The organism is Microbacterium sp. Beta, from assembly GCF_005502545.1.
Taxonomy (GTDB): domain Bacteria; phylum Actinomycetota; class Actinomycetes; order Actinomycetales; family Microbacteriaceae; genus Microbacterium; species Microbacterium oxydans.
The window spans coordinates 230,423-253,205 of record NZ_SCOG01000004.1; the positions used below are offsets into that span (position 1 = coordinate 230,423).

At 68.3% G+C, this 22,783-nt stretch carries 18 protein-coding genes; 9 read left to right on the plus strand and 9 right to left on the minus strand.

Annotation, left to right across the window (positions count from 1 at the left end):
- Both purF and FFS56_RS06690 read left to right on the plus strand, forming a co-directional pair.
- On the plus strand, positions 1 to 1,473 hold the full coding sequence (gene purF, locus FFS56_RS06685; RefSeq protein WP_046746860.1) for an amidophosphoribosyltransferase: 1,473 nt from the start codon (positions 1 to 3) through the stop codon (positions 1,471 to 1,473).
- Positions 1,470 to 2,786, plus strand: coding sequence for an MFS transporter (locus FFS56_RS06690; RefSeq protein ID WP_046746861.1), 1,317 nt, complete (start codon positions 1,470 to 1,472; stop codon positions 2,784 to 2,786). Before purF ends, FFS56_RS06690 begins: the two co-directional genes overlap by 4 nt.
- Positions 2,787 to 2,800: 14 nt before the next feature.
- Here FFS56_RS06690 and FFS56_RS06695 read toward each other — a convergent pair whose 3' ends face one another.
- Positions 2,801 to 3,832, minus strand: a complete 1,032-nt coding sequence (locus FFS56_RS06695; protein ID WP_127011705.1) for a substrate-binding domain-containing protein — start codon at positions 3,830 to 3,832, stop codon at positions 2,801 to 2,803.
- Between the two features lie 94 nt (positions 3,833 to 3,926).
- Here FFS56_RS06695 and FFS56_RS06700 point away from each other — a divergent pair, with 94 nt between their 5' ends.
- From FFS56_RS06700 to FFS56_RS06710, 3 genes are all read left to right on the plus strand, one after another.
- Entirely contained in the window at positions 3,927 to 5,747 is a 1,821-nt protein-coding gene (locus tag FFS56_RS06700) for a beta-galactosidase family protein (RefSeq protein WP_082108550.1), read from the plus strand.
- A gap of 265 nt (positions 5,748 to 6,012) precedes the next feature.
- A complete protein-coding gene (locus FFS56_RS06705) occupies positions 6,013 to 11,202 on the plus strand; it encodes an endo-alpha-N-acetylgalactosaminidase family protein (RefSeq protein ID WP_127011706.1) in 5,190 nt (1,729 codons plus the stop codon).
- 149 nt (positions 11,203 to 11,351) lie between these two features.
- Positions 11,352 to 11,639, plus strand: a complete 288-nt coding sequence (locus FFS56_RS06710) for a type II toxin-antitoxin system VapC family toxin (RefSeq protein WP_127011707.1) — start codon at positions 11,352 to 11,354, stop codon at positions 11,637 to 11,639.
- A 7-nt stretch (positions 11,640 to 11,646) separates the two neighbouring features.
- Here the strand turns inward: FFS56_RS06710 and FFS56_RS06715 are convergent, their stop codons facing one another.
- The 5 genes from FFS56_RS06715 to FFS56_RS06735 form a co-directional block, all read right to left on the minus strand.
- On the minus strand, positions 11,647 to 12,567 hold the full coding sequence (locus tag FFS56_RS06715) for a carbohydrate ABC transporter permease (RefSeq protein ID WP_052748586.1): 921 nt from the start codon (positions 12,565 to 12,567) through the stop codon (positions 11,647 to 11,649).
- A complete protein-coding gene (locus tag FFS56_RS06720; protein ID WP_127011708.1) occupies positions 12,564 to 13,541 on the minus strand; it encodes a sugar ABC transporter permease in 978 nt (325 codons plus the stop codon). Before FFS56_RS06720 ends, FFS56_RS06715 begins: the two co-directional genes overlap by 4 nt.
- Positions 13,542 to 13,631: 90 nt before the next feature.
- Positions 13,632 to 14,945, minus strand: a complete 1,314-nt coding sequence (locus FFS56_RS06725) for an extracellular solute-binding protein (protein ID WP_046746513.1) — start codon at positions 14,943 to 14,945, stop codon at positions 13,632 to 13,634.
- Positions 14,946 to 15,142: 197 nt separating this feature from the next.
- On the minus strand, positions 15,143 to 15,964 hold the full coding sequence (locus FFS56_RS06730; protein WP_046746512.1) for an MOSC domain-containing protein: 822 nt from the start codon (positions 15,962 to 15,964) through the stop codon (positions 15,143 to 15,145).
- Between the two features lie 80 nt (positions 15,965 to 16,044).
- Entirely contained in the window at positions 16,045 to 16,230 is a 186-nt protein-coding gene (locus tag FFS56_RS06735; protein ID WP_029259537.1) for a DUF3073 domain-containing protein, read from the minus strand.
- Between the two features lie 150 nt (positions 16,231 to 16,380).
- Between FFS56_RS06735 and FFS56_RS06740 the strand changes: the two genes are divergently transcribed.
- Positions 16,381 to 16,926: a universal stress protein gene (locus FFS56_RS06740; RefSeq protein ID WP_046746511.1), complete on the plus strand. Its 546-nt coding sequence runs from the start codon at positions 16,381 to 16,383 to the stop codon at positions 16,924 to 16,926.
- A gap of 131 nt (positions 16,927 to 17,057) precedes the next feature.
- Here the strand turns inward: FFS56_RS06740 and FFS56_RS06745 are convergent, their stop codons facing one another.
- Together FFS56_RS06745 and FFS56_RS06750 are read right to left on the minus strand one after the other, a co-directional pair.
- A complete protein-coding gene (locus FFS56_RS06745) occupies positions 17,058 to 17,684 on the minus strand; it encodes a PadR family transcriptional regulator (protein WP_127011709.1) in 627 nt (208 codons plus the stop codon).
- Positions 17,681 to 18,520, minus strand: a complete 840-nt coding sequence (locus FFS56_RS06750; protein ID WP_058631649.1) for a DUF4097 family beta strand repeat-containing protein — start codon at positions 18,518 to 18,520, stop codon at positions 17,681 to 17,683. The genes FFS56_RS06745 and FFS56_RS06750 overlap by 4 nt, the downstream gene beginning before the upstream one ends.
- A gap of 229 nt (positions 18,521 to 18,749) precedes the next feature.
- Here FFS56_RS06750 and FFS56_RS06755 point away from each other — a divergent pair, with 229 nt between their 5' ends.
- From FFS56_RS06755 to FFS56_RS06765, 3 genes are all read left to right on the plus strand, one after another.
- Positions 18,750 to 19,565, plus strand: a complete 816-nt coding sequence (locus FFS56_RS06755; RefSeq protein WP_227751332.1) for a MerR family transcriptional regulator — start codon at positions 18,750 to 18,752, stop codon at positions 19,563 to 19,565.
- Between the two features lie 145 nt (positions 19,566 to 19,710).
- Entirely contained in the window at positions 19,711 to 20,085 is a 375-nt protein-coding gene (locus FFS56_RS06760) for a hypothetical protein (protein WP_046746508.1), read from the plus strand.
- A 5-nt stretch (positions 20,086 to 20,090) separates the two neighbouring features.
- Positions 20,091 to 20,930, plus strand: a complete 840-nt coding sequence (locus FFS56_RS06765; protein WP_046746507.1) for a nitroreductase family protein — start codon at positions 20,091 to 20,093, stop codon at positions 20,928 to 20,930.
- Here FFS56_RS06765 and FFS56_RS06770 read toward each other — a convergent pair.
- On the minus strand, positions 20,899 to 22,425 hold the full coding sequence (locus FFS56_RS06770; protein WP_046746506.1) for an FAD-dependent oxidoreductase: 1,527 nt from the start codon (positions 22,423 to 22,425) through the stop codon (positions 20,899 to 20,901). The genes FFS56_RS06765 and FFS56_RS06770 overlap by 32 nt on opposite strands.
- Between the last annotated feature and the right edge of the window lie 358 nt (positions 22,426 to 22,783).

The following is a 22,783-nucleotide window of genomic DNA, read 5'->3' on the forward strand; positions in this document are numbered from 1 at the left end:
ATGTGCGGCATCGTCGGAATGGTGGGCTCTGCCCCGGTCAATCAGGACATCTACGACGCACTCCTGCTGCTGCAGCACCGCGGCCAGGATGCGACGGGCATCGCGACCGCCGAGGCGAACGGCGTGATGCACAACGCCAAGGCACAGGGCATGGTCCGCGAGGCCTTCCGCACCCGAGACATGCGCGCCCTGCTCGGCAACGTGGGTCTGGGTCATGTGCGCTATGCCACCAAGGGCACGGCCTCGAACGAGGAGGAGATGCAGCCGTTCTACGTGAACGCGCCGTACGGCATCATCCTCATCCACAACGGCAACCTCACCAACACGCGTGAGCTCACGGCCGACATGGCCAAGCGCGACCGTCGCCACCTGAACTCCTCGAGCGACACCGAGTTGCTGCTCAACGTGCTCGCGGGTGAGCTGCAGAACACCACCTCGACCGTCGACCTCGACCCCGAGCGGGTGTTCGAGGCCGTCGCCCGCACGCACGAGCGCATCGAGGGCGCCTATGCGGTGATCGCGGTGATCGCCGGATACGGTCTGCTCGCCTTCCGTGACCCCTTCGGCATCCGCCCGCTGATCCTGGGCCGTCGTCCTTCGACCGTCCCAGGGGCCGAGGGCAAGGACGAGTGGGTCGTCGCGAGCGAGTCGCTGGTGCTCGAGAACGGCGACTACGAGGTCGTGCGCGAGGTCGAGCCCGGTGAGGCCGTCTTCATCACCAACGACGGCGAGCTGTTCTCCCAGCAGTGCGCCACCGCCGCGACGCTCGCGCCCTGCGCGTTCGAGTACGTCTACCTCGCCCGCCCCGACTCCGTCATGAACGGCATCTCCGTCTACGAGTCGCGTCTGCGCATGGGCGACAAGCTCGCCGACACGATCGCCAAGCATGTGCCGATGGACAAGATCGACGTGGTCATGCCGATCCCCGACTCCTCGCGCCCCGCCGCGATGGAGGTCGCCCGCAAGCTCGGCATCGAGTACCGCGAGGGCTTCTACAAGAACCGCTACGTCGGCCGCACCTTCATCATGCCGGGGCAGGCGGTGCGCAAGAAGAGCGTCCGCCAGAAGCTCAACGCCATGTCGACCGAGTTCCAGGGCAAGAACGTGCTCCTCATCGACGACTCGATCGTGCGGGGAACGACCTCCAAGGAGATCATCCAGATGGCGCGGGATGCCGGAGCCGCCTCCGTCACCTTCGCGTCGGCAGCACCGCCCGTGCGGCACCCGCACGTCTACGGGATCAACATGCCGTCCCGTCACGAGCTCATCGCCCACGGACGCACGATCCCCGAGATCGCCGACGAGCTCGGCTGCGACCATCTCGTGTATCAGGAGGTCGAAGACCTCAAGGCTGCGATCACCGAGGGTTCCGTGCTCACGGATCTCGACATGAGCTGCTTCGACGGCCGATATGTGACCGGCACGGTCTCCGACGAGTATCTCGCCTGGGTGGAGGGGTCGCAGACTTCATGACGATGCCGAGCGCACGACCGCTGTGGCAGGGTCGGGCTCTCGCACTCGTGGGGATCGTCCTGGTGGCGTTCTCGTTGCGTTCCGCGGTCGCCTCCCTGTCGCCGGTCATCGATCACGTCGCCGCGGACTTCCCGGTCTCGCCCGTCGTGATCGGACTGATCGGTGCCGCGCCTCCGGTGTGCTTCGCGATCTTCGGTCTGCTCACGCCCCTGTTCGAGCGGCGGTTCGGTCTGGAGCGGATGGCCGTCGCCGCGATCACGCTGATGGCGGCCGGCATGCTCCTGCGCGGCGTCGCGCAGGACTCGACGAGCCTGCTCGCGGCCACCGCTCTCGTGTTCGCGGGTGTCGGTTCCGGCAACGTGCTGCTGCCGCCGTTGGTCAAGAAGTACTTCGCGGACCGTCTCGGCGTCATGATGACGGCCTACTCGACCACGCTCGCCGTCTCGACGTTCCTGCCACCTCTGGTCGCGGTTCCCGTCGCCGACAGTCTCGGCTGGCGGGTGTCGCTCGGCATGTGGGGTGTGGTGGCCGCTCTCGCTCTGGTTCCCTGGATCACGCTGCTGGTGCGTTCACACTCCGAGCCCGACGACCGCGCGATGACCACGGAGCTGCTGGTCCCGGATCCGACCGACGGAGTTGACGACGTCCGCGACGCGGTGGCCGCATCCACCGGACCCATCACGACCCAGTCCGCCAACCCGAAGGCGTTCGGGCGGCTGTGGCGGCTGCCGCTGGCCTGGTCGCTCGCTCTCGTGTTCGGCACCTCGTCCACCATGGCGTACGTCGCTTTCGCGTGGCTGCCCACCATGCTCGTCGACATCGGCGGCGTCACCCCGGCCACGGCAGGGTTCCTGCTGTCGCTGTTCGCTCTGGTGGGTCTGCCGTGTTCGATGCTCGTCCCCGTGCTCGTGGTGCGTTTCCAGGCCACCAGGCCCCTGTTCTTCGTGGCAGTGGCCGCGGGACTGGTCGGCCTTCTCGGGCTGCTGCTCTTCCCGACCGTCGCTCTGCCGCTCTGGGTGGCGATCTTCGGCCTCACGGCCATCATGTTCCCGCTCAGTCTCGTGCTGCTGAGCATCCGCGCCCGCACTCCGGAGAGCGCAGTGGCGCTGAGCGGTTTCGTGCAGAGCATCGGCTACGGGATCGCGGCGACCTTCCCGCTGCTCGTCGGGCTCCTCCACGAGACCACCGCGGGCTGGCAGGTTCCGCTGCTGGTCGTCGCGGGAGTGCTCGTGGCCTCCATCCCCGCGGGCATCGTCGCAGGTCGTCGGCGCACAGTCGAGGACGAGTGGGAGCGCCGGCACGGGCGCTGGTGATGCGCTCGATCAGCTCACGCCGTCCGCGGCGGGGCCGTCGATGAACGCACGATGAGCTGAGGATCGGTGGAGGGCATCTCGCCCACCGCCTCATGGCCCTCGATCTGCGCGATCACCCGGAGCGCCGCCGCGCGGCCCATGGCCTCGAAGGGCTGGCGGACGGTGGTGAGTGCCGGGGAGGCGTAGGCGGCGAGGGCGATGTCGTCGACACTCACCACCGAGACGTCGTCGGGAACGCTGCGTCCGGCCTCATGCAGCGCGCGGATCAGGCCGAACGCCATCTCGTCGCTGCTGACGAACACGGCCGTGGCCTCGGGGATGGCGGCGATCGTGCGACCGGCGCGGTAGCCCGACTCTGGTGTCCAGTCGGCGGGGATCAGCGGCGGGGGCACGATCCCGCGGTCGCGGAGCGTCTGCTCCCACGCCTCGCTGCGCTGCTGCGTCTCGGTCCAGTAGTCGTCGCCCGACACGTGCCACACGGTCTTGTGGCCGAGGTCGAGGAGATGCTCGACCGCGAGGCGGGCGATCGCGCGCTGATCGACGGCGAGCGGAGCATCCTCTTCGAGAGAGGTGCGCTCGCTGCGGGTCGCGGGCGTGCGCTCGGTGCGCGCCCTCATGGCCGGGCTCTCGAGTTCGAGCGGCACTCCGAGGATGATGCCCTCGGCTCCCTGGCGCTCGAGTCGGTCGAAGGCTTCGAGGAAGGCCTCGGCCGACGCGTGATCGGCGACGGCTGCGGTCGAGACCGTGTATCCGTTCGCCGCCGCCGCCTGTTGGATGCCGACGCCGAGCGCTGCCGACGAGTAGCGGTCGGTGGAGACGACGATCACACCCAGCACGCGTGTGCGACCGGACGCCAGCGAGGCGGCAGCGGCGTGCACCCGGTAGCCGAGTTCCTCGACCGCTGCCAGAACGCGCCTGGCGGTGTCGGGGCGCACGTTGTCCTGCCCCGACATGACGCGGGAGACGGTCTGTGTGGAGACACCGGCAAGCTGGGCGACATCGACCTGGCTGGGGGCGCGGTCGTCTCTCGGGCGACGAGGGGACATGTGCTCAATGGTAGCGATCAATCGGCGTGAATCCAGGAGGCGCGGAGTATCGTGATGCGATAATGTGAACGCAAACACTCGTGCTTGGAGCGCTATGCCTGACCTTCTCGCCTCGGCTGTCGACGCCGCGTCCGTTGCCGTCGACACTCGGGCCGCCGTGCCGCCGATCGGCGCTCCCGCCCTGTCCTGGCGCGACGGGGAGATCCTTCGCGACGGCGTCGCGCACCGCATCATCGCCGGTTCGATCCACTACTTCCGGGTGCATCCCGACCAGTGGGAGGACCGCCTCCGCCGCCTCGCCGCGATGGGCGCGAACACGGTCGACACGTATGTCGCGTGGAACTTCCACGAACGCGTCGAGGGCGATGTGCGCTTCGACGGCTGGCGCGACATCGAGCGTTTCATCCGCATCGCCGGAGAGGTGGGCCTGGATGTCTTCCTGCGGCCGAGCCCCTACATCTGCGCGGAATGGTCCAACGGCGGCATCCCGTTCTGGCTGTCCGGCCGCGTGGCTGCTCTGCGCACGAGCGATGCCGACTTCCTCGCGGCCGTCGACGCCTGGTACGACGAGCTGATCCCCCGCCTCGTCCCGCTGCAGGCTGCCCACGGCGGACCCATCGTCGCGATTCAGGTCGAGAACGAGTACGGGTCGTTCGGCAGCGATCCCGCCTACCTCGCGCATCTGCGTGACGGACTGCGCCGCCGCGGGATGGTCGAGATGCTCACGACCGCCGACGGCATCACGAGCGACATGATCGAGCACGGCAGTGTGCCTGGGGCCATGGCGACATTCACTTTCGGCACCGGCGTCGCGAAGGCGGTGGAGCTGCGTCGTCACGGCGATGCGCTCATGTGCAGTGAGCTGTGGGGCGGGTGGTTCGACCACTGGGGGGAGCGGCACCACGTGCGTTCGGCCGCGAGTGCCGGCGGCACGATCGAGGAGCTGCTGCGTGCGGGCGGATCCGTGAGCCTCTACATGGCGCACGGAGGCACGAACTTCGGTCTCTGGAACGGGGCGAACCACGATCAGGTGCTGCAGCCGACCGTCACCAGCTACGACTCGGATGCGCCGATCGGCGAAGACGGCACCCTCAACGAGAAGTTCCATGCGCTTCGGGCGATGTTCGCGCCCTTCCATGCAGCTGCTCTTCCGCCTGTGCCCGCGGCGCCGCGGCGGCAGGGTGCGGCTACCGCAGCGCTCGACCGTCGCTCCTCCCTGAGCGAGCTGGTCTCCTCGCTTCCCACGTCAGGCGAGGTCTCGCCGCGACCACGCACCTTCGAAGAGCTCGGCGCCGAAGACGGGCTCGTCGCCTACGAGGCCGACGTGTCCTTCCCCGCCGATGCGACGCTCACTGTCGACGGACTGCACGACCGGGCAGTGGTGTTCCTCGACGGCGCTCGGCTCGGCGTGCTCGAGCGTGATGGCGAGACGTCTCTGCCCCTGCCGCGCGAAGGTGGCGTCGGCCGGCTCGTCATCGTCGTCGAGAGCCTGGGTCGCATCAACTACGGCCCCTACACCGGCGAGGGCAAGGGCATCATGCGTGGCGTGATGATCGGTCGCCGACTGGTCAACGGGTGGACGCATCGACTGATCCCGCACGACGCTCCTGCGGCGACCTCCCCTTCCGCCGACCCCGCCGCCGACGGGGTCGCCGTGGCCTCGTTCGATATCGCCGAACCGCTCGACGCCTGGCTCGCATTTCCCGACGGCTCGAAGGGCATGGTCTGGTTGAACGGATTCCTCCTCGGCCGGTACTGGAAGATCGGACCGCAGGAGACGCTGTACGCGCCGGCGCCGCTGTGGCGGACGGGCCGCAACGAGATCGTGGTGCTCGACACCGACGGACTCGGCGCGACGGTCGAGATCCGCGAGCAGCCCTCCTTCGGCGAGACCGAGGAGTTCATCGGCTCCTGACCGCTCTGCTGCTGCTCCGAGACCCATCCTCCGCGCCGAGACCCATCGTCTCAGGCGGCTGTGAGGGTGGGTCTCGGCGCGGAGGATGGGTTTCGCTGCCGCAGCACTTCGAGGCATGTTTGCGCTCGCCTGGCAAAAAGCCTTGATATAGGCGACCACGTGCGCTTACAGTGATAGCGCAAACATCGATGTGGATCGTCGATGACCACTTGCGGCGCACCGGGGCGTCCCTCCTCCCGACGTCGCTCCGATCGAGAGGCAAGACGTGTCGAAACCTTCCCGACCGCCCCGCGCCGCCGTCGCTCTCAGCTCCGTGCTGGCGACCGCGCTCGCAATCGGCGGTGTGCTCACCCCGGCGACGGCCGCGCAGGCCGCCGACCTCGTTCCGGTGCCCAAGACCGACTATCGCCTGCACGCGGTCTCGAGCGAGTCGGACCCCTATCCGGCGCCGCCGTCGCTCGACGGCACCGCGCTGGGGGCGTTCGACGGCGATTTCGCGACGCAGTGGACCTCGCGGTACTCCGCGAACGCCCCGTTCCCGCACTGGATCGTCGTCGACCTGCAGCGCTCGCTCTCGGTGAAGGCCCTCGACTACTCGGTCAAGAAGGGTCAGGGCGTCGCCGCCAAGACGGTGGAGGTCTATGTGACCGATTACGCGGATGTCGCGCGCAACTCTCCGGCCGACGGCGGATGGGGAGCGGCCTCGGCAACGGCGACGCTGCACGCACCGACGGCGAACGACGAGAAGCAGCGCATCACCCTGGACTCCGCCAAGGACGGCCGCTACGTGGCGTTGCTCGTGATCGACGCGCAGGGCACCACCGGGGGAGGCGCGGGTGAGATCGAGGTCCTCTCCGACGAGCCGCTGCCTCCGATCGTCACCGAACCGGAGACGCCCGACACCGACGAGACCGTCGAGATCGCCGCCGGCGGTACGACAGCCATCGTGTCGACCGAGTTCCCCCGCATCACCGGATACCGGGTGGGCGGGGAGAGCATCGCCGGCCAGCGCAGCTCCGCGAAGACCTGGTCGGTGAACGGCACCACCTATCCGTCGACGACCACCTCGACATCCTCGGCAACCGGGGTCGACTACGTGTCGACGCTCACCGGCATCGACGTGACCGTGCGCAGCAGCATCCGCGTCGCGAAGGACGGGACCGTCGGGTTCGAGGTCACCGCTGTCGAAGGCGGGGCCACCGTGACCACGCTCGGACTCCCGGACAACGCGTTCCTCTCCGTGAGCGCCGCGGATGCCGGTGCAGCGCTCGACCGCACCGTGATCAGCCCCGACAGCACGAAGAACGCCGACGAGCACATCGCGGTCAACGCCTCGACGGCCACCGGCCAGAAGGGGGCGGCCTTCGCCTTCCTGGGCAACGGTGCGCTCGTCGGCAGTGTCATCACCAACGCGACGACGCAGGCATCCGGTGACACAGCCTCCTGGAACACGCGCCTGACCACGCGCGTGACCGAGACGGCGGGACGCACCGCTGAGATCGGATCCAGCGCCTGGCTGATCCACCCGACCACCGCCGTCGACAGCCGCGTGACCACCTACGCGCTGCCGAAGGTCACGGTGCTCCTCGCCGCCGACCGCAACGGTGACGCGGCGGTCGACTGGCAGGACGCGGCGATCCGATACCGCGAGGTCGACACCCCGCGTCTCGGCGCCGACCGGGTCGCAGAGCGCGTCGTCAGCAGGATCCCGTTCAACTTTGCTTCGAGCGCGACGAACTACTTCGACCTCACTCTCGACAACACCAAGCGCATCGCGAACCAGACCGACGGCCTCGGACAGTGGGTGCTCAACAAGGGCTACGGCAGCGAAGGCCATGACTCCGCGAACACCGACTACGGCGGGAACTACAACGAGCGCGCGGGTGGGCTGACCGACCTGAACAACCTCGTCGACGAGGGGGCGAAGCTCAACGCCGACATGAGCGTGCACGTCAACGCCACGGAGATGTATCCGCAGGCGAACGCGTTTGACTCCGCGATCATCGACGGAGCGGCGCCCTACAAGCCGGGCTGGAACTGGCTCGACCAGTCGTACTACATCAACCAGCAGGCCGACCTCGGCACGGGGCGCGTGCTCGACCGCTTCCAGCAGCTGCGCGACGAGGTCCCCGGCCTCAGCGGCGTCTACATCGACGTGTACCTCTCCAACGGGTGGGTCGCCGAGGAGCTCGCGGACGAGCTGAACGGCATGGACCTCGAGGTCGCGACGGAGTGGGGCGACAAGTTCGTCGACAGCACGGTCTGGTCGCACTGGCCGAACGACCTCAGCTACGGGGGCGTGACCAACAAGGGCATCAACTCCACGATGGTGCGCTTCATCCAGAACGGGCAGGCCGACGTCTGGAACAACGACCCCCTGCTCGGCCAGCAGCGTCTGGTCGACGCCGAGGGATGGGTCGGCAACCGCAACTGGGACGGTTTCATCGACAACATCTGGACGCAGAGCCTGCCGACCAAGTTCCTGCAGCACTTCGACCTGTTGACCTACGAGGCCGGTGCGGAGGCGACTCTGACCGATGGTGTGGCCGTGCGGATGGACGGCAGCACCAGGGTCGTCACCATGGACGGCGCGACGGTGCTGCGCGGCGACTCCTACCTGCTTCCGTGGCAGTCGCTGGCGTCGAACCAGGACGCCGGCTCGCCCGTCGATGCCGACAAGATGTATTTCTACTCCGCATCCGGCGGCGAGAAGACCTTCGGTCTCACGGACGCGTTCCGGGGCAACACCACCTTCGATGTCTTCGAACTCGGTGACCAGGGCCGCGTCAAGGTCGGTACGGCCACCGCGAACGGCGGTGAGCTGACGCTCAGCGGTGACAAGGGCGCGGCCTACGTCGTGGTGCCGCAGGGCGGCGCACAGCGCGCGGCGGTCGAGTACCGCGATGCCGGTCTCGACGACCCGGGTTTCAACTCCGGTTCGCTCGATGTGTGGAACCCGCAGGGCGATGTGACGATCGAGCGCACCGACCTCGGCGGTGCGAAGAACGAGTCCCGCGGCGACAACATCGCCGTGTTCGGCCCCGCTGCCTCGTCGATCTCGCAGACCGTGACCGGGCTCACCCCCGGCCAGCGGTACGCGTTCTCGGCTCAGGTGCAGATCGATCCGACCGCGACCCGTGACGTGAGCGTCTCGGTCGACACCGGCTCCGGGGCGGTGACGCGCACGTGGAACCTCTCCCCGACGTACAACTACATGCGCGCCGACTCCAAGGCGGGCCAGTACTACCAGCGCGGCTCGACGTCGTTCCTCGCTCCGGCGTCCGGTGAGGTGAGGGTCTCGATCGGTGCCGTCGCCGGCGACGCGAAGGTGCGCATCGACAATGCCCGCGTCACCGCCGACACCACCGGCCCGTTCGCACCCGGCACGGTGTACTCGAACGACTTCGAGGGCAACGAGGCGGGTTGGGGACCGTTCGTGAAGGGCGACGCCAACGGCATCGACGACCCGCGCACCAGCATCTCGCGCCGGCATGACCCGTACGCGAGCAGCGAGTGGCGCAACACCGCCAAGCCGTTCGATGCGGGGCCCCTCGCCGGTCTGGCCGTCGACACGACGCTCAACGGCGACCACTCGCTCATGTCGCACTCCGAGAACAGCGGGGTCGTCTACCGCACGGATCCGACGCTCGTGCCGCTGCAGGCCGGGCACTCGTACCGCATCGGCTTCGACTATCAGGCCGGCGCAAGCGGGGCGTACCGCTGGCTCACCGGCACCGATGCGGTGGCGGGTGGCAAGGTCACCTCGACCACGCTCAGCCGCACCGGCATCACGCAGGCGTTGGAGACGACGCCTTTCTCGCAGGACGTGATCGTCGGCTGCGGCGACTACACCTGGGTGGGACTCGAGCGCGTGGGCGGACCGGACGTGGACTTCGTCTTGGACGACTTCACCGTCACCGACCTCGGCCCCACGGCCGGCGGCACGCCCTGCGCGACCGTCTCGGGCGAAGCGGGCGTCCTGAGCCCCGGGGCACAGACCGCGTTCACGACCACCTTCACCAACAGCGAGTCGATCGCCGTGGAGAACATCGGCGTGCAGCTCGAGGTTCCGGAGGGCTATGTGGTCGAGGTCGCCGACGGTTCGTCGAACCTGTTCGACGAGGTCGCGGCCGGCGACAGTGTGGAGACCACCTGGCTGGTCACCGCGCCGGCAGAGGCGGCGGGTACGACGGTCGGCATCGGGATAGCGGCGACGTATCTCGCCGACTGCGATGTGCGTACGGTCAGCACGACCCAGGAGGTGTCGGTGTCCTCGCGGGCACGCATCCCCAACGCGCAGATCTCCGCGACGGCGAGCTCGGAGGAGACCTCGGGCGAAGACGGCGCTGCCGCGAACATGCTCGACGGCAACGCCGGCACGTTCTGGCACAGTCGGTGGAGTTCGGCGGCCACCTCGTACCCGCACGTGCTGACGTTCGACCTCGGTGCTGCCGAGCAGGTCGACGGCATCTCGTACCTGCGTCGCGGTGCCAACCAGAACGGACCCATCAAGGGATACGAGGTCGCGGTGTCGACGGACGGAGAGGCGTATACACCCGTCGCCTCGGGGGAGTGGAAGAACGTCGCCGAGTGGCAGGACGTGGACTTCGCGGAGACCACGGCTCGCTACATCCGCGTGACGGCGCTCTCTTCGATCTCGGGAACACAGTTCGCGGCAGTCGCCGAGATGGCCGTCTACGGATCCTCTGCACCGCGGGCCGGCCACGCCCCGGCGACCCGTCCTGCGGATGACCTGAGTGCGTGCAACCCGGTGATCGACCCGAAGCTCGGGCTCGACAGCGACACGGTGCGCGCCGGCGAGACGGTGGGCATGGCGCTCACGGGCTTCGCGCCGCGGTCGACGGTCTCGGTCTGGCTCGACGGCTCCGGACTGACGGAGGCCACGGTCGATGCGGAGGGTGCGTTGACGACGCGGCTGCTGATCCCGACGAACACCGAGGTCGGGAAGCACCGGGTCATCGTGCGGGATGCGGCAGGCGCCGAACTCGCGAGCGCACCGTTGAAGGTCAAGAAGGCGAAGCCGGGGAAGAAGGCGACCGTCACGGCCTCCGTCGGCTCTGTCTCCGCCGGCGCGACGCTGACGGTGCAGCTCCGCGGCTTCGAGGCCGATGCGCTGGTGCAGCTGTGGCTGCACTCCGAGCCCGTGCGGATCGGCGAGGTGACCGTGTCAGCAGAAGGCGACGCGGTCGCGACCGTCACGATCCCGGCGTCGACACCGGCTGGCGCGCACGCGCTCGTCGCGACCGATGCTCAGGGTGTCGAGCTGGCTCGGGGCGACCTCGCCGTCACGGCTGCGATAGGCAGCGGTGGAAGCGGCGGAAACCTCGCGACGACCGGTGCCGACGGCGCGATCTGGTCCGGGGCGGCGCTCGCGGCCCTGCTCGCGATGGGCCTCGGCCTGACCCTGTGGCTGCGGAGACGTCGCCTGAGCTGACCAGCAGACGCATGAACGGCCCGGAGGCATCCCGCCTCCGGGCCGTTCGTCTGCGCACTCGAGAAAGGCCTCCTGCACGACCGGTGTCGATATCGGGCTGTCCCGATTCCTCGGAGCACTGCCCCTGCGCAGCGCGTTGGCCTGTTGCGATGTCGCAGGATGTGTTGCGCGGCCTGAATCGAGGAGGTGCGCTGGCCGATGCCGCACTCGAGACCGCAGCCGCCGACCTCACACGGCTACGCGTCGAACTGCACCCCACGCTGCCGCTCATTCCTCGCATTCTGGCACTCCGCCGCAACATGACGGCCTACGACGCCGCCTATGTCGCGCTCGCGAGTGTGTTCGTGTTCGGGTGCCCGCTCATCACGCATGACCGAAGGCTCGCGCGTGCAGCCTCCGGCCATTGCGCAGTCGAGGTGCCTGTCTTACCCGAGTGACCAGGGGTCAGCCCTTCACAGCGCCGGCGGCGAGGCCGGAGCGCCAGTACTTCTGCAGGGCGAAGAACAACAGCACGAGCGGGATGACTCCGAGCAGGGCGCCGAGCATGACGGCTCCCTTGTCCGGGGCGAAGTAGCTCACCATCCCGTAGAGCCCGAGGGTCACGGGCTTCAGATCCTGACTCGAGATCATCATGAGGGGCAGCAGGAAGTTGTTCCAGGTGGCCACGAAGATGAACAGGAAGATCGTCACCATCGCCGGACCCAGAAGCCGCATCACGATCGTGAAGAAGATGCGCGCCTCGCCGGCACCGTCGATGCGGGCGGCTTCCAGCAGTTCGGTCGGCACCGACGACTGGGCGTAGACCATGCCGAGGAAGACGCCGAAGGGCGACACCGCGGACGGGATGATGATCGCCCAGACGGTGTTGGTGAGTCCGAGCGCCTGGAACTCGATGTACAGCGGAACGGTCAGCAGTGCGACCGGGAGCAGGAGCCCCGCCATGATGACACCCACCGCGATGCGCTTGCCGGGGAAGGCGAACTTCGCGATCGCGTAACCGGCCATCACCGCGAACAGGGTGCCGATGACGCCCGCGCTCACGGAGTACAGCATCGAGTTGCCGACCCACCGCCAGAACAGGCCCTGTGTCCAGTTCATGAGGCTGTCGTAGTTCGTGCCGAGGTTCCAGTCGGCGAACCAGAAGCCGAAGGTCGACGTGAGGTCGGTGTTGTTCTTTGTCGACGCGACGATCAGCCAGTACACGGGCACGAGGAAGTACAGCGTGGCCACGACGAGCGCGACGATGCCGAACGCCCGAGCGGCCGGTGTGGGGGCGATCGAGGGTGGCGGGGCGTCCACGTCGCGCGGTCTGCGGGGCCGTCGGCGCGGGGAAGCTCCTGTGGTGATGAGGCGCGTGGTGGTCATGCGTCGCCCTTCCGGCGCTGCAGCAGCGCGTACACGATCGCGAGCACACCCGCGATCAGAGCCATGAGCAGGGAGTATGCCGATGCGGGGCCGCTACCGGACGGCGAGATCTCGCCCATCATCGTGTTGTAGGTGAGCATCATGGGCGTGAAGTCCTTGCCCATCCACGAGTTCGCGGCCTGCAGCACGACCGGCTCGTTGAACAGCTGGATGGTGCCGATGATCGACAGCAGCACGGCGAGCAGCGCGGCTCCCCGCACGAGCGGCACCTTGATGCGCATCGAGATCTGGAAGCCGGACGCGCCGTCGAGGCGCGCGGCCTCGTACAGGTCACGTGGCACGGCCTGCAGCGCGGAGAGGAAGATGAGCATGTTGTAGCCCGTGTAGGTCCAGGTCGTCATGTTCGCCATCGAGAACAGGATCGTTCCCGGCGCCATGAAGTCGGTGCCCTCGGGGAGGAACGGCAGGAAGGGTGAGACCTCCGGGGTGTAGAGGTACAGCCACATCATCGCCGCGATGATGCCGGGAACCGCGTAGGGGAGGAAGAAGGAGAGTCGGAAGAGGGTGGGACGGCGCACGATGAACGAGTCCAGCAGCAGGGCGAGTCCGAGGGCGACGAGGATCATCACCGGGATCTGCAGCGCGGCATAGAGCACCACGCGACCCATGCCGGTCCAGAACGCCCCGTTGGTCGCGGCGGTGATGAAGTTCTCCAGACCGACGAACGTGTCGACGAGCTCACCGCCGCCGTAGAGTCCGTCACCCGCGGGAACCTGTGCGAAGAACGACGACCGGATCGACACGATGATCGGGACCAGGAAGACCAGTACGAACAGCACCGCGAACGGCGTCATGAACAGCCAGCCCGTGAGGCCTTCCCTCCGGGTTCCGAACCGGCGTCTGCGGGCCGGATCCGTGGGGCTGCGCGGCGGAGCTTCCGGTGCCGCGCCCCGCGTCTCGGTCACTGTGACCATGGTGTCGCCTCTCGATGTCAAGACGACGGCGGAGTGCACGATTGCGCGTGCACTCCGCCGTCGATCATCCGATGATGCCTTCTCGCCCGGTCACTCCGCGACCGGGAGGCCGAGGTCCTTCAGAGAGGCCACTGCCGTGTCCTGCGCCGTGGTGAAGATGTCGGCGACCGTCGCGGTGCCGGCCACGGCTGCCGCTGCGGTCTCGTTCATCTTCGACAGCGTCGAGAAGCCCGGCGCGTAGGGGAAGTCGGGGTTGAGGTTCTCGGTGGCGGTGCCGAGCTCGGCGAGCACGTCCTGTCCGCCGAACTGGCGCAGCATCTTCTCGGGGGTCTCCACGTCGCCCTTCGCGGCCACGACGAGGCCCTGCGACGCGAGGTCGTCGACCTGTGTGTTGAACCAGTCGTTGAACTCCATCGCCTCGGCGGGGTGCTCGCAGCCCTTCATGACCGAGACACCGGAACCGCCGTCGGGGCCGCTCATGGCGCCGGCACCGAAGTCGGGGAGCTGGGCGACGCGCCACTGTCCTTCTGCCGGGGTGCCGTCGAGCGAGTCGAGGAGGAATCCGGCCTCCCATGCCGCGCCGACGTGGCCGATGAGACTGCCGTCGTTGAGGGCGGCCGTGAAGCCTTCGCCCCAGCGCTCGGTCGCAAGGGTCTGCTTGCCGTCGAGCAGGCCCTGCCAGAACGCGGCGACGCGCTCGGAGCCCGCACCCTCGGCGTCGACCTTCCACTCGTCGCCGGCGGTGCTGAACCAGGTGTCGCCTGCCGCAGCCGACTGGGCGGCGAGCCAGTTCTGCGCCTCATCGGGGGTGAACGCCGTGACGTACTTGCCGGCAGCCGCTGCCGTGGCGGAGTCCGCCGTCAGGTCGTCGAGCGTCTTCGGGGCATCGAGCCCGAGCGCCTGGAACTCGGCCTCGTTGTAGAAGTACACGAGGGGTCCGGTGTCCTGGGGGAGGCCGACGATGGCGTCGCCGACCTTCATGCCGCTGAAGGCTCCGGCCGAGAAGTCGTCCTCGTACTTCTTGGCCTCGTCTGCCACGTCCTGCAGCAGACCCTTGACGAACAGCTGCGGCACCTCGGAGTATCCCGTCTGCGCCAGGCAGGGTCCGTTGCCCGCCTTCACGTCGGTCTCGAGCTTGAGGATCATGTCACTTGACTTGCCGTCGAACTTCGTCGCCTTGACCTGGATGTCGGGGTGCTCGGCGTTCCAGCGATCGACGATCTCGGACGTCGGGGTCATGCCCTCTCCATCGGGAAGACGGTGCAGGTACTCGATCGTGACGGGTTCGCCGCCGGCGCCGTCGTCTCCGGAATCACCGGATGAGCAGGCTGCGAGGCCGAAGGCCGACACCGCGCCGACGGCGACGATCGCGGCGGTGCGGGTGAAGCGAGGGGTGATTGCCATGCTGTTCTCCTCTTTGAGGTCATGTTCCTGCGGATCGCCCTGGGCGGGGGGATTGGCGTCGTGGCGCCGTCGATCACATGCACATCAAATCAGAAAATGTTTGCGCTCACAAGCCCGAGATGATGACCTCTCGGCCGAAAAGGCGATGCGGAAAGGGAGCGCTGACATCGAGCAACCCGCCCGTTCGAGCGTGGCGTTCAGCGGGCGAGGAGCTCGTCGCCGACGTGGACGACGCCACCGTGCTGAGCGCCGTCGTCATCCGCGGCCGGCCAGCCGGGGAGAAGCAGCCGTCCGAGGGTCGGCTCCTGTTGGCCGAACGCTCCGGTGAGGGTGGTGAGGACCTTCGCGTCCCGCCGGCCGTCGTCGGGGTTCGCGTGGGTCGCCAGGCAGCGCACGATGGGTCCGGCGGCGCGGAAGCACAGCTCCCCGATGCGCACGTCGTCCGTCCACTCGAGTTCGCTCCACGGGTCGGCGTCATCGATCACGATGTTCGAACGGAATCGCCGATCGTCAATGCTCATCCCGAGCGCCTCGCCCAGTGCGCGGATGCTGCCCCGGCTGTGCACCGAGACGTAGCCGCGCGAGCGGTCCTGGAAGCGGGACGTCTCGCCGTCGCCGACGAGCACGATCGGAAGGCGGCCCGGGCGTCGGAGGCGGCGCCCCTCGGGGGTGGCGAGGACGAAGTCGGTGACGGCATCCGCGATCTCCCGGCGCCCCTCCTCGTCGATGCCTGCGTCGACGAGTGTCGCACCGGCGTGCACGATACGGATGCGGCGGCTCTCGTCGTCGTAACTCGTGCGCAGAGCGGCGAGCGCGGGGAAATCCTGGAGGGCGAGCCCCTTGGCTTTGGGCCAATAGTCGAAACCGTCGCGGTCCTCCGGCTCGGTCGCGTCTGCGAACCGGAACGCGAGCACGCGATCGCCGCCGACTCTGCCGTCGGACTGCACCGTCAGGGACTCACGTCGTTCGGGCGTGAGGCCCTTGATCGGGTGACGGTAGAGGGCGACGACGCGAGGCATGAGGAGATCCTCTCAGCTGCCGGCCCCGGAGCACGAAGAAACACCCGCACGTCGTGCGGGTGTCACGAACAGAGGGGCGGTCAGGCCTTCTCTAGTTCGTCCTCATCTTCGTCGGCGTAGTCATCTGCCCACTTGTCGACATATGCGTCTTCGTCTGTCGGATGACCCAGCTCGCGCTCGAGCGCGGAGTAGTTCACCGACGGACTGTACGCCTTGAGTTCGCGGGCGATCTTTGTGTGCTTCGCCTTCTGACGGCCACGGCCCATGCGCGAGACCCCCTCACGAGTTAAGCGGCGGGGTTCGAGGCCCGCGGCATTTTTCACGACACCGGATCAAAGCCGGTAAGAGTAGCATTCAGAATAGCACGCGGGTAAGCCCCTCTGGCTGACGCCAGGCTGGTGAAGGGAACGATCTTCATGACCGACGACACCTCCACTCCCTCCGACGAGGCCGCACAGAACGCGGCGCTGCAGAAAGCCGTCATCGTCGGCATGCAGGTGGACCAGGACCGACACGTCATCGACGAGGCCGTGCGCTATGCGCGGTTGCTCGGTGCGCCGCTGGTGGTCGCGCATGTCGACGTCACTCGATTCGTCACGTACGAGGACCCGGACGGCTACGTGCATTCGGCTCCGATCGACATCAACTTCGATGCCGGTGCTGCGGAGTTCGAGGCGGTCGAGGCGGCGGCCGCGGGCATGCTCGCTGGCACGGACATCACGTGGACGGCGCGGCAGCTGGTGGGAGACCCCGCGCTGGCGATCAAGCAGCTCGCGAACAAGCTCGACGCCCAACTGATCGTCGTGGGCACTCGCAAGCGCGGCATCGGCGAGTCCATCAGGGAGTTCTTCACCGGGTCGGTCGCCGCTCGTCTGGCCCATCGTCAGCATCGCTCCGTCCTCGTGGTGCCGCTCGGGGAGTCGGTGCCGGACGAGCAGAAGGAGATCTGGCCGGAGAAGTAGTCCGTCCGACCGCACAGAGAAGCAGAAAGAAGGTGTCGGCATCCGCGATGGATGCCGACACCTTCTGCGTGGTCGGGCGGGTTCCGTGTGGTCGGGGACTCGGGTCCCGGAGGCTCAGGACCCGGAGCTGATCACGAACCGGAGCCGCTCAGTGCGACCGTCACGCCGCGGGCTGCGGTATCCAGGGCTTCCTCGAGCTCGGTGACGATCGACGGGGACAGCGTGCCGCCTTTGGCGATGTGGGTGCGAAGGTCGGTGCGCACCCTGGCCCGGAAGGCGTTGATCACGGCATCCGCACGGTGCATCTCCTCGCGGCTCACGAGACGGGAGTCGTCGGTGGCCGTGTGTGGACGGTTCTTCGCCGCGCTCCGCTCGTCCTTCTCCGCCGCTGCCAGATCGGCGCGGAGGCTCTTCATCGCATCCTTGACGCTCTGCCGCACCTCGCTCGCGATCAGTCGTACCGAGTCGGTGAGTCCCGCCTCGATGCCGGCGAGGTCGCCCTCGCGGGAGGCGAGCTCGGCCCGACCGGCTTCGGTGATGGAGTAGATGGTGGTTCGGCCGTCGACGGTCTTGGAGACCAGGCCCTCCTCCTCGAGCTTCGCGAGTCGCGGGTAGATGGTGCCGGCGCTCGGCGTGTAGGTGCCACCGGTGCGATCGGTGAGCGACTGGATGATGCCGTAACCGTGCTGGGGCGCCTCGGCGAGGAGCGACAGCAGATACAGGCGCAGGTCGCCGTGGGAGAAGACCGCGGGGCTCATGCTTCCCACTCCGGGTCGTCGGCGATCGAAGCGGGGGAGCGGCGGAGCACGGTCACTCCACCGGAGACGGAGTTCGCGCGCAGGTCGACGAAGCGCCCCGCGAGTTCCCCGGTGGTGCCGGTGTAGTTGCTGGGGCCCGAGGTGCTGCGCTCGACGCCGTCGATCAGCAGGCGTCCGCTCAGCGACCGGATCACGTAGTTCGCGGCGAGAGACTCGTCCAGACGCACGGTGGTCCCGCCCGAGACCGAGTTGACGGTGATCGTGTTCACGTCTCCTGCGGCATCGACCAGCGTGGAGCCGGAGACGATGTCGACCGTGGCCCGGCGCACGGCGCCCGTGACGGCCACGTCGCCCGAGACGCTGTTCGCGCTGATCGAGCCGGTGAGTCCGCGCACCTGCACATCGCCCGAGACGGAGTTCACGGTGAGGTCGCCGATCAGGGTGTCGACGATGATGTCGCCGGACACCGTGTTGAGGCGGGCGTCGTTGCGGAGTCCCGACACCAGGGCGCCGGCGCTGACGACACCGAGGTTCAGGGCGATCGCGCGGGGGACGGCGACGCTCACCTCGGCGCGGGGGCCGCCCGAGCCGAAGTTGCGGAACACCTCGAGGAAGTTGTCCCATCCCAGCTGCGGGTGGTCGATCTCGACCTCGCCGTCGTGGGACTCGATGCGCAGGTCTTTGGTGGTGACGCCGTGCACCTCGATGCGGATGCCCGGTTCGTCGTGGGCGATGATGTCGACCTGTCCGCCGACGAGGCCCACTTTGAGGCGGGTGACGGATTCGATGTCGATGACACGTTCCTCGCCGGGGGCGATGAGCCACTTCTCGGTCATGTCTGCTTCTCCTGGGTTGGGGTCACGATATATCGTGTGTTGCCACGATAACACGATATATCTCGTTCTTGTCAAGGGCACTCACCGCTCCCGTCGCGATATGACACCCTGCCGCGCGTTTTCAGCTGAAATATCGCGACCGGAGCGTGGTTGACCTTGACGCTGCGTCAACTTCTAGAGTCGAGGTGTTGGGCAGAGTCGAGGGTGTTGAGCGAGGAACGGAGGGGTGATGGAGAACGGAGGGGCGATGGAGAAGGACGACTGGTCTATCCAGGAGATCGCGCGGCTGGCGGGTACGACGAGTCGCACGCTCCGGCACTACGACGAGGTCGGGCTGCTGCCGCCGTCGCGCATCGCGTCCAACGGCTATCGGCACTACGACAGGAACGCCCTCGTGCGTCTACAGCGCATCCTGCTGCTGCGGGAGCTCGGACTCGGGCTGCCGCAGATCGCGGAGGTGCTGGGATCGGCATCCAGCGCGGACGCCGGGGCGGTCGAGGCCTCGGCGCTCGAGACCCATCTCGCGCTGCTGCGCGACGAACAGACCAGGCTGGCGCGACAGATCGCGTCGGTCGAATCCACCATCACGGCATTGAGAGGAGGTGAGAACCTCATGGCAGAGAACATGTTCGACGGTTTCGACCATACGAAGTACAAGGACGAGGTCGAGGAACGCTGGGGGAAGAAGGCATACGCCGACAGCGACAGCTGGTGGCGCGGTATGACCGACTCCGAACGCGGCGAGTGGCAGAAGCGCGTGTCCGACCTCGGACGCGACTGGATCGCGGCGGCGGAGAGCGGCATCGATCCGTCTTCCCGCGAAGCCCAGGAGATCGCGCGACGCCACGTGGAGTGGCTCACGGGCATCCCCGGCACTCCTGCGGCCGCGCCCGGAGGAGACGTCAAGGCGTACGTGATCGGCCTCGGCGAGATGTACGTCGCGGATCCGCGCTTCGGCGCGAACTATGCGACGTCGTCCGGCGGCACGCACGGCGCGGAGTTCGTCCGCGACGCCCTTCGCATCTACGCGGACGGCAACCTCTGAGTCGCCCCCTCCGGTCGCGATATGCCAGCCTCAGCCACGGTTTCGGCTGTCATATCGCGACCGGAAGTGCGTCGGGCCCGTACCGAACGGGCGCGCGGGGCGCAAGGGGGCGATCGCAGAGCAGCCCCGGGCGTAGGGTCGGGGCATGGCTCACGGACCCCGGCGCACGAATGCGGCGCCGCTGTTCGTCGCCGCGGCAACGGCGTACGGAGCGAACTGCGCTCTCGGCACGGCCGTCGCGGCGCGGGTCGTCGACACACGGAACTTCCGGTGGCTGCACCACCTGCTGTACATCGCCACGTGCCTCACGACCGGTCTGGCGCTGAGCGCAGCACTGTGGGGCCGCCCGCGCGGACAGAGTCGTCGCGCCGCACTCGCGTTGCTCCCCGTCGCCGCGCCGCTTGCGGCGATCCCGTATCTCGGCACGCACGGTCGACGGCACCCGGTGGTCGCCCTCACGGCCGCACCCTTCATCATCGCGGGGCTGCTGCTCTCGCGGTCCACCGCCGACCGGAAGTGAAACGCATGGAGCTGCTCGACGCCATCCGCCGCCGTAAGACCACGAACGGCGCGTTCCTGCCCGACCCGGTCTCCGAAGAGCATCAGCGCATCCTTCTCGAGGCGGCGGGGCGTGCGCCGTCGCAGCTGAACAGTCAGCCCTGGCGGTTCGTCGTGATCGAGAGCCGGGACACGATCGAGCAGATCGCCCGCATCTCCGGCGAGAGCATGACCGAGGCGATGTCGAACGGCACCTTCTTCGAGCGCTACAAGCCGTACTTCCGCTTCAGTCAGGCCGAGATGGAGGAGAAGCGCAGCGGCATGCTGTTCGACAAGCTGCCCGCAGCGCTCCGACCGTTCACGAGCCAGGTGTTCACCAAGCGCGGCCAGACGCTGATGAACACGTTCGGAGTGCCGAAGACCCTCGGAGCCGAGAACCGGAAGCTCGTCGCGGGATCACCACTGCTGCTGGGCGTCATGCTCGATCGCAGCGAGTACCGACCGGGACAGCTGTCGTCGTTCTACTCGGTGTTCAGCATGGGCGCGGCGATGGAGAACGTGTGGCTCACGACAGTCGAGCTCGGCATGGGCATCCAGTTCATCTCGTTCCCGATGGAGGTGCCGGGGCGGTGGGACGAGATCGTCGAGCTGCTGCGCGTGCCCGACGACCTCGAGCTCATGGCCGTCTACCGGCTGGGCTACCTGCCGCCGGAGCAGCGTCGTCCTGCGATCGACTGGTCGAGCAGCCAGCGCAAACTCGTGTCGCAGTACGTGTTCCGCGAGAACGGCGAGACGCCGCAGCAGGGGTGGGATGCGGGCCCGCCCCCGAGCGACATCAGTCCGGGTCCGCCGGCGTCAGGGGAGTGAGGTCCCGCAGCGCCGGGCCTTCGAGGCGGGTGCCGTCCGGGGCGAAGCGCGACGCGTGCAACGGGCAGTCCCACGAGCACTCCGCGTCGTTCCAGGCGAGCACCCCGCCCAGGTGCGTGCACACCGCGCTCACGGCACGGGTCACGCCGTCGACGGTGGAGATCGCGACCGGGCGCCCTGCGCGATTCGCCACGACGCCCTCTCCTTCGGGAGGCTGCGGGACCGGCGTGCGGCGGGTCTCCGCGTCCACCCAGCCCGAAGCCATCGCCGTCGCGACCCTGCCGCCCTCCACCGCCCCGCGCGCGATGTCGGCGGGGACGGTCAGGCGTGTGCCGATCGTGGTGATCCAGGTCGGACGGTCGCGTCGGGGGGTGCCGAGGATCTCGGAGGTGAGGCGCTGCGCGGCTGCCGGCGCGTTCGACAGTCCCCATTTGCCGTAGCCCGTCGCGAATCGGATGCGACCGAGGCCCCTGGGCATCGCGCCGACGAACGGGATGAGATCGTGCGATTCGTAGTCCTGCGCCGACCAGCGATGCGTCTCCTCGGCGCCGGGGAAGTGCAGCTGCGTCCAGGCGACCAGGTCTTCCACCGCTGCCGCCTCGCTGTCCGATCGGCCGACCGGGTGGCCGTTGCCGCCGACGACGAGCCGTGCATCGCCGCCGGGGCCGTCCGCCGCGGTCACCGGGCGGATGGAGCGCGTCGGCCCGTCGACGGAGAGGAACGTGCCTTCGGGGAGGCCACCCAGCACCCGGAAGGACACGCAGTACGACCGCAGCCCCCGAGTCTTGGCGAAGTACAGGCCGCGGTCGGTGATCGGCGTGCCCGTCGCGAGCACGACGTGGTCGGCGAAGAGCGGCCCCTGCGCGGTGTCGACGCGGCCGGCGAGGGCATGGGTCTCCGTCGCCCTGACTCCGGTGTGCAGCGTGCCTCCCGCAGTGATCAGCTCGTCGGCCAGTGCGACGGCGACGGCGACCGGGTCGATCGCGACCTGGTCGTCGAGGACGACGGCCGCCGCCACCGGGAACGGCGTCGACGGAGGCGCGGTGGGCGACAGCATCCTCGCGGGCAGTCCGGCCTCGCGCGCGGCGGCGTGCTGATCGTTCACGGATGCGATTCCCTCGGGTCCCTGGGCATAGGAGTGGTCGGTGTGACGGGTGAAGGGAACCCCCGCGAGCTCGGCGAATGCGAGCAGCCATTCCATCCCCGAGCGGTTGGCGTCGACGTACGCCCTCACGAGCGCGGCCGGGTGATGTCTGCGGATCGCGGCGAGCTGGCTTCCCTGCAGGAGCGACAGCTTGCCCGTGTTCGCGCCCGTGGCCAGCTCGGCGATACCGCCCGCATCGATCACTGCCACGTCCAGCCCCGCCCGCGTGAGCATCACCGCGGTCGAGAGGCCCGTGATGCCGGCGCCGACGATGACGACGTCGTGGTGGGCGCCCGGTTCGAACGGCGATCCGCCGGGCAGGGCCCGGTCGTGCTTCCACAGGGGGTTCATGTCGTCAGTCAACGCCGTTCGCCATCAGGATTCCACTGCCTTGACATCCGAGCGACGCACTGCCAGCCGGCGACTGTCGCGTCGCCGATGCAAGACCACAAATTGACATATCGCCCAAATGACGGAGACTCGCTCTCCGGGCGCAGCGACGCCCGCTGCGATCTACACGCGAATCAGCAGCGATAGGAAGGGCGCAGAGGAACGAGTTGTTCGTTTCTCGGCGTGCCCGCGCATCTGCCATCGCTGGAAACCATCGACGGGCTGATCGGCTGGGCAGCGCCCCCTCGGAAACTGCACCGAACGGAGAGCCAGGGGGTCGCATCGACCTGGCAGAGCTTCGGGAGGTCGCGGACGCGCT

Bases quoted from the DNA above. Each gene is read 5' to 3' on its own strand.
- FFS56_RS06765 (WP_046746507.1), top strand. From the start codon at position 20,091: ATGGAGCTGCTCGACGCCATCCGCCGCCGTAAGACCACGAACGGCGCG.
- FFS56_RS06750 (WP_058631649.1), bottom strand. From the start codon at position 18,520: ATGACCGAGAAGTGGCTCATCGCCCCCGGCGAGGAACGTGTCATCGAC.
- purF (WP_046746860.1), top strand. From the start codon at position 1: ATGTGCGGCATCGTCGGAATGGTGGGCTCTGCCCCGGTCAATCAGGAC.
- FFS56_RS06740 (WP_046746511.1), top strand. From the start codon at position 16,381: ATGACCGACGACACCTCCACTCCCTCCGACGAGGCCGCACAGAACGCG.
- FFS56_RS06735 (WP_029259537.1), bottom strand. From the start codon at position 16,230: ATGGGCCGTGGCCGTCAGAAGGCGAAGCACACAAAGATCGCCCGCGAA.
- FFS56_RS06745 (WP_127011709.1), bottom strand. From the start codon at position 17,684: ATGAGCCCCGCGGTCTTCTCCCACGGCGACCTGCGCCTGTATCTGCTG.
- FFS56_RS06720 (WP_127011708.1), bottom strand. From the start codon at position 13,541: ATGGTCACAGTGACCGAGACGCGGGGCGCGGCACCGGAAGCTCCGCCG.
- FFS56_RS06760 (WP_046746508.1), top strand. From the start codon at position 19,711: ATGGCTCACGGACCCCGGCGCACGAATGCGGCGCCGCTGTTCGTCGCC.
- FFS56_RS06755 (WP_227751332.1), top strand. From the start codon at position 18,750: ATGGAGAACGGAGGGGCGATGGAGAAGGACGACTGGTCTATCCAGGAG.
- FFS56_RS06730 (WP_046746512.1), bottom strand. From the start codon at position 15,964: ATGCCTCGCGTCGTCGCCCTCTACCGTCACCCGATCAAGGGCCTCACG.
- FFS56_RS06690 (WP_046746861.1), top strand. From the start codon at position 1,470: ATGACGATGCCGAGCGCACGACCGCTGTGGCAGGGTCGGGCTCTCGCA.
- FFS56_RS06695 (WP_127011705.1), bottom strand. From the start codon at position 3,832: ATGTCCCCTCGTCGCCCGAGAGACGACCGCGCCCCCAGCCAGGTCGAT.
- FFS56_RS06725 (WP_046746513.1), bottom strand. From the start codon at position 14,945: ATGGCAATCACCCCTCGCTTCACCCGCACCGCCGCGATCGTCGCCGTC.
- FFS56_RS06715 (WP_052748586.1), bottom strand. From the start codon at position 12,567: ATGACCACCACGCGCCTCATCACCACAGGAGCTTCCCCGCGCCGACGG.
- FFS56_RS06770 (WP_046746506.1), bottom strand. From the start codon at position 22,425: ATGAACCCCCTGTGGAAGCACGACCGGGCCCTGCCCGGCGGATCGCCG.
- FFS56_RS06710 (WP_127011707.1), top strand. From the start codon at position 11,352: ATGTCGCAGGATGTGTTGCGCGGCCTGAATCGAGGAGGTGCGCTGGCC.
- FFS56_RS06700 (WP_082108550.1), top strand. From the start codon at position 3,927: ATGCCTGACCTTCTCGCCTCGGCTGTCGACGCCGCGTCCGTTGCCGTC.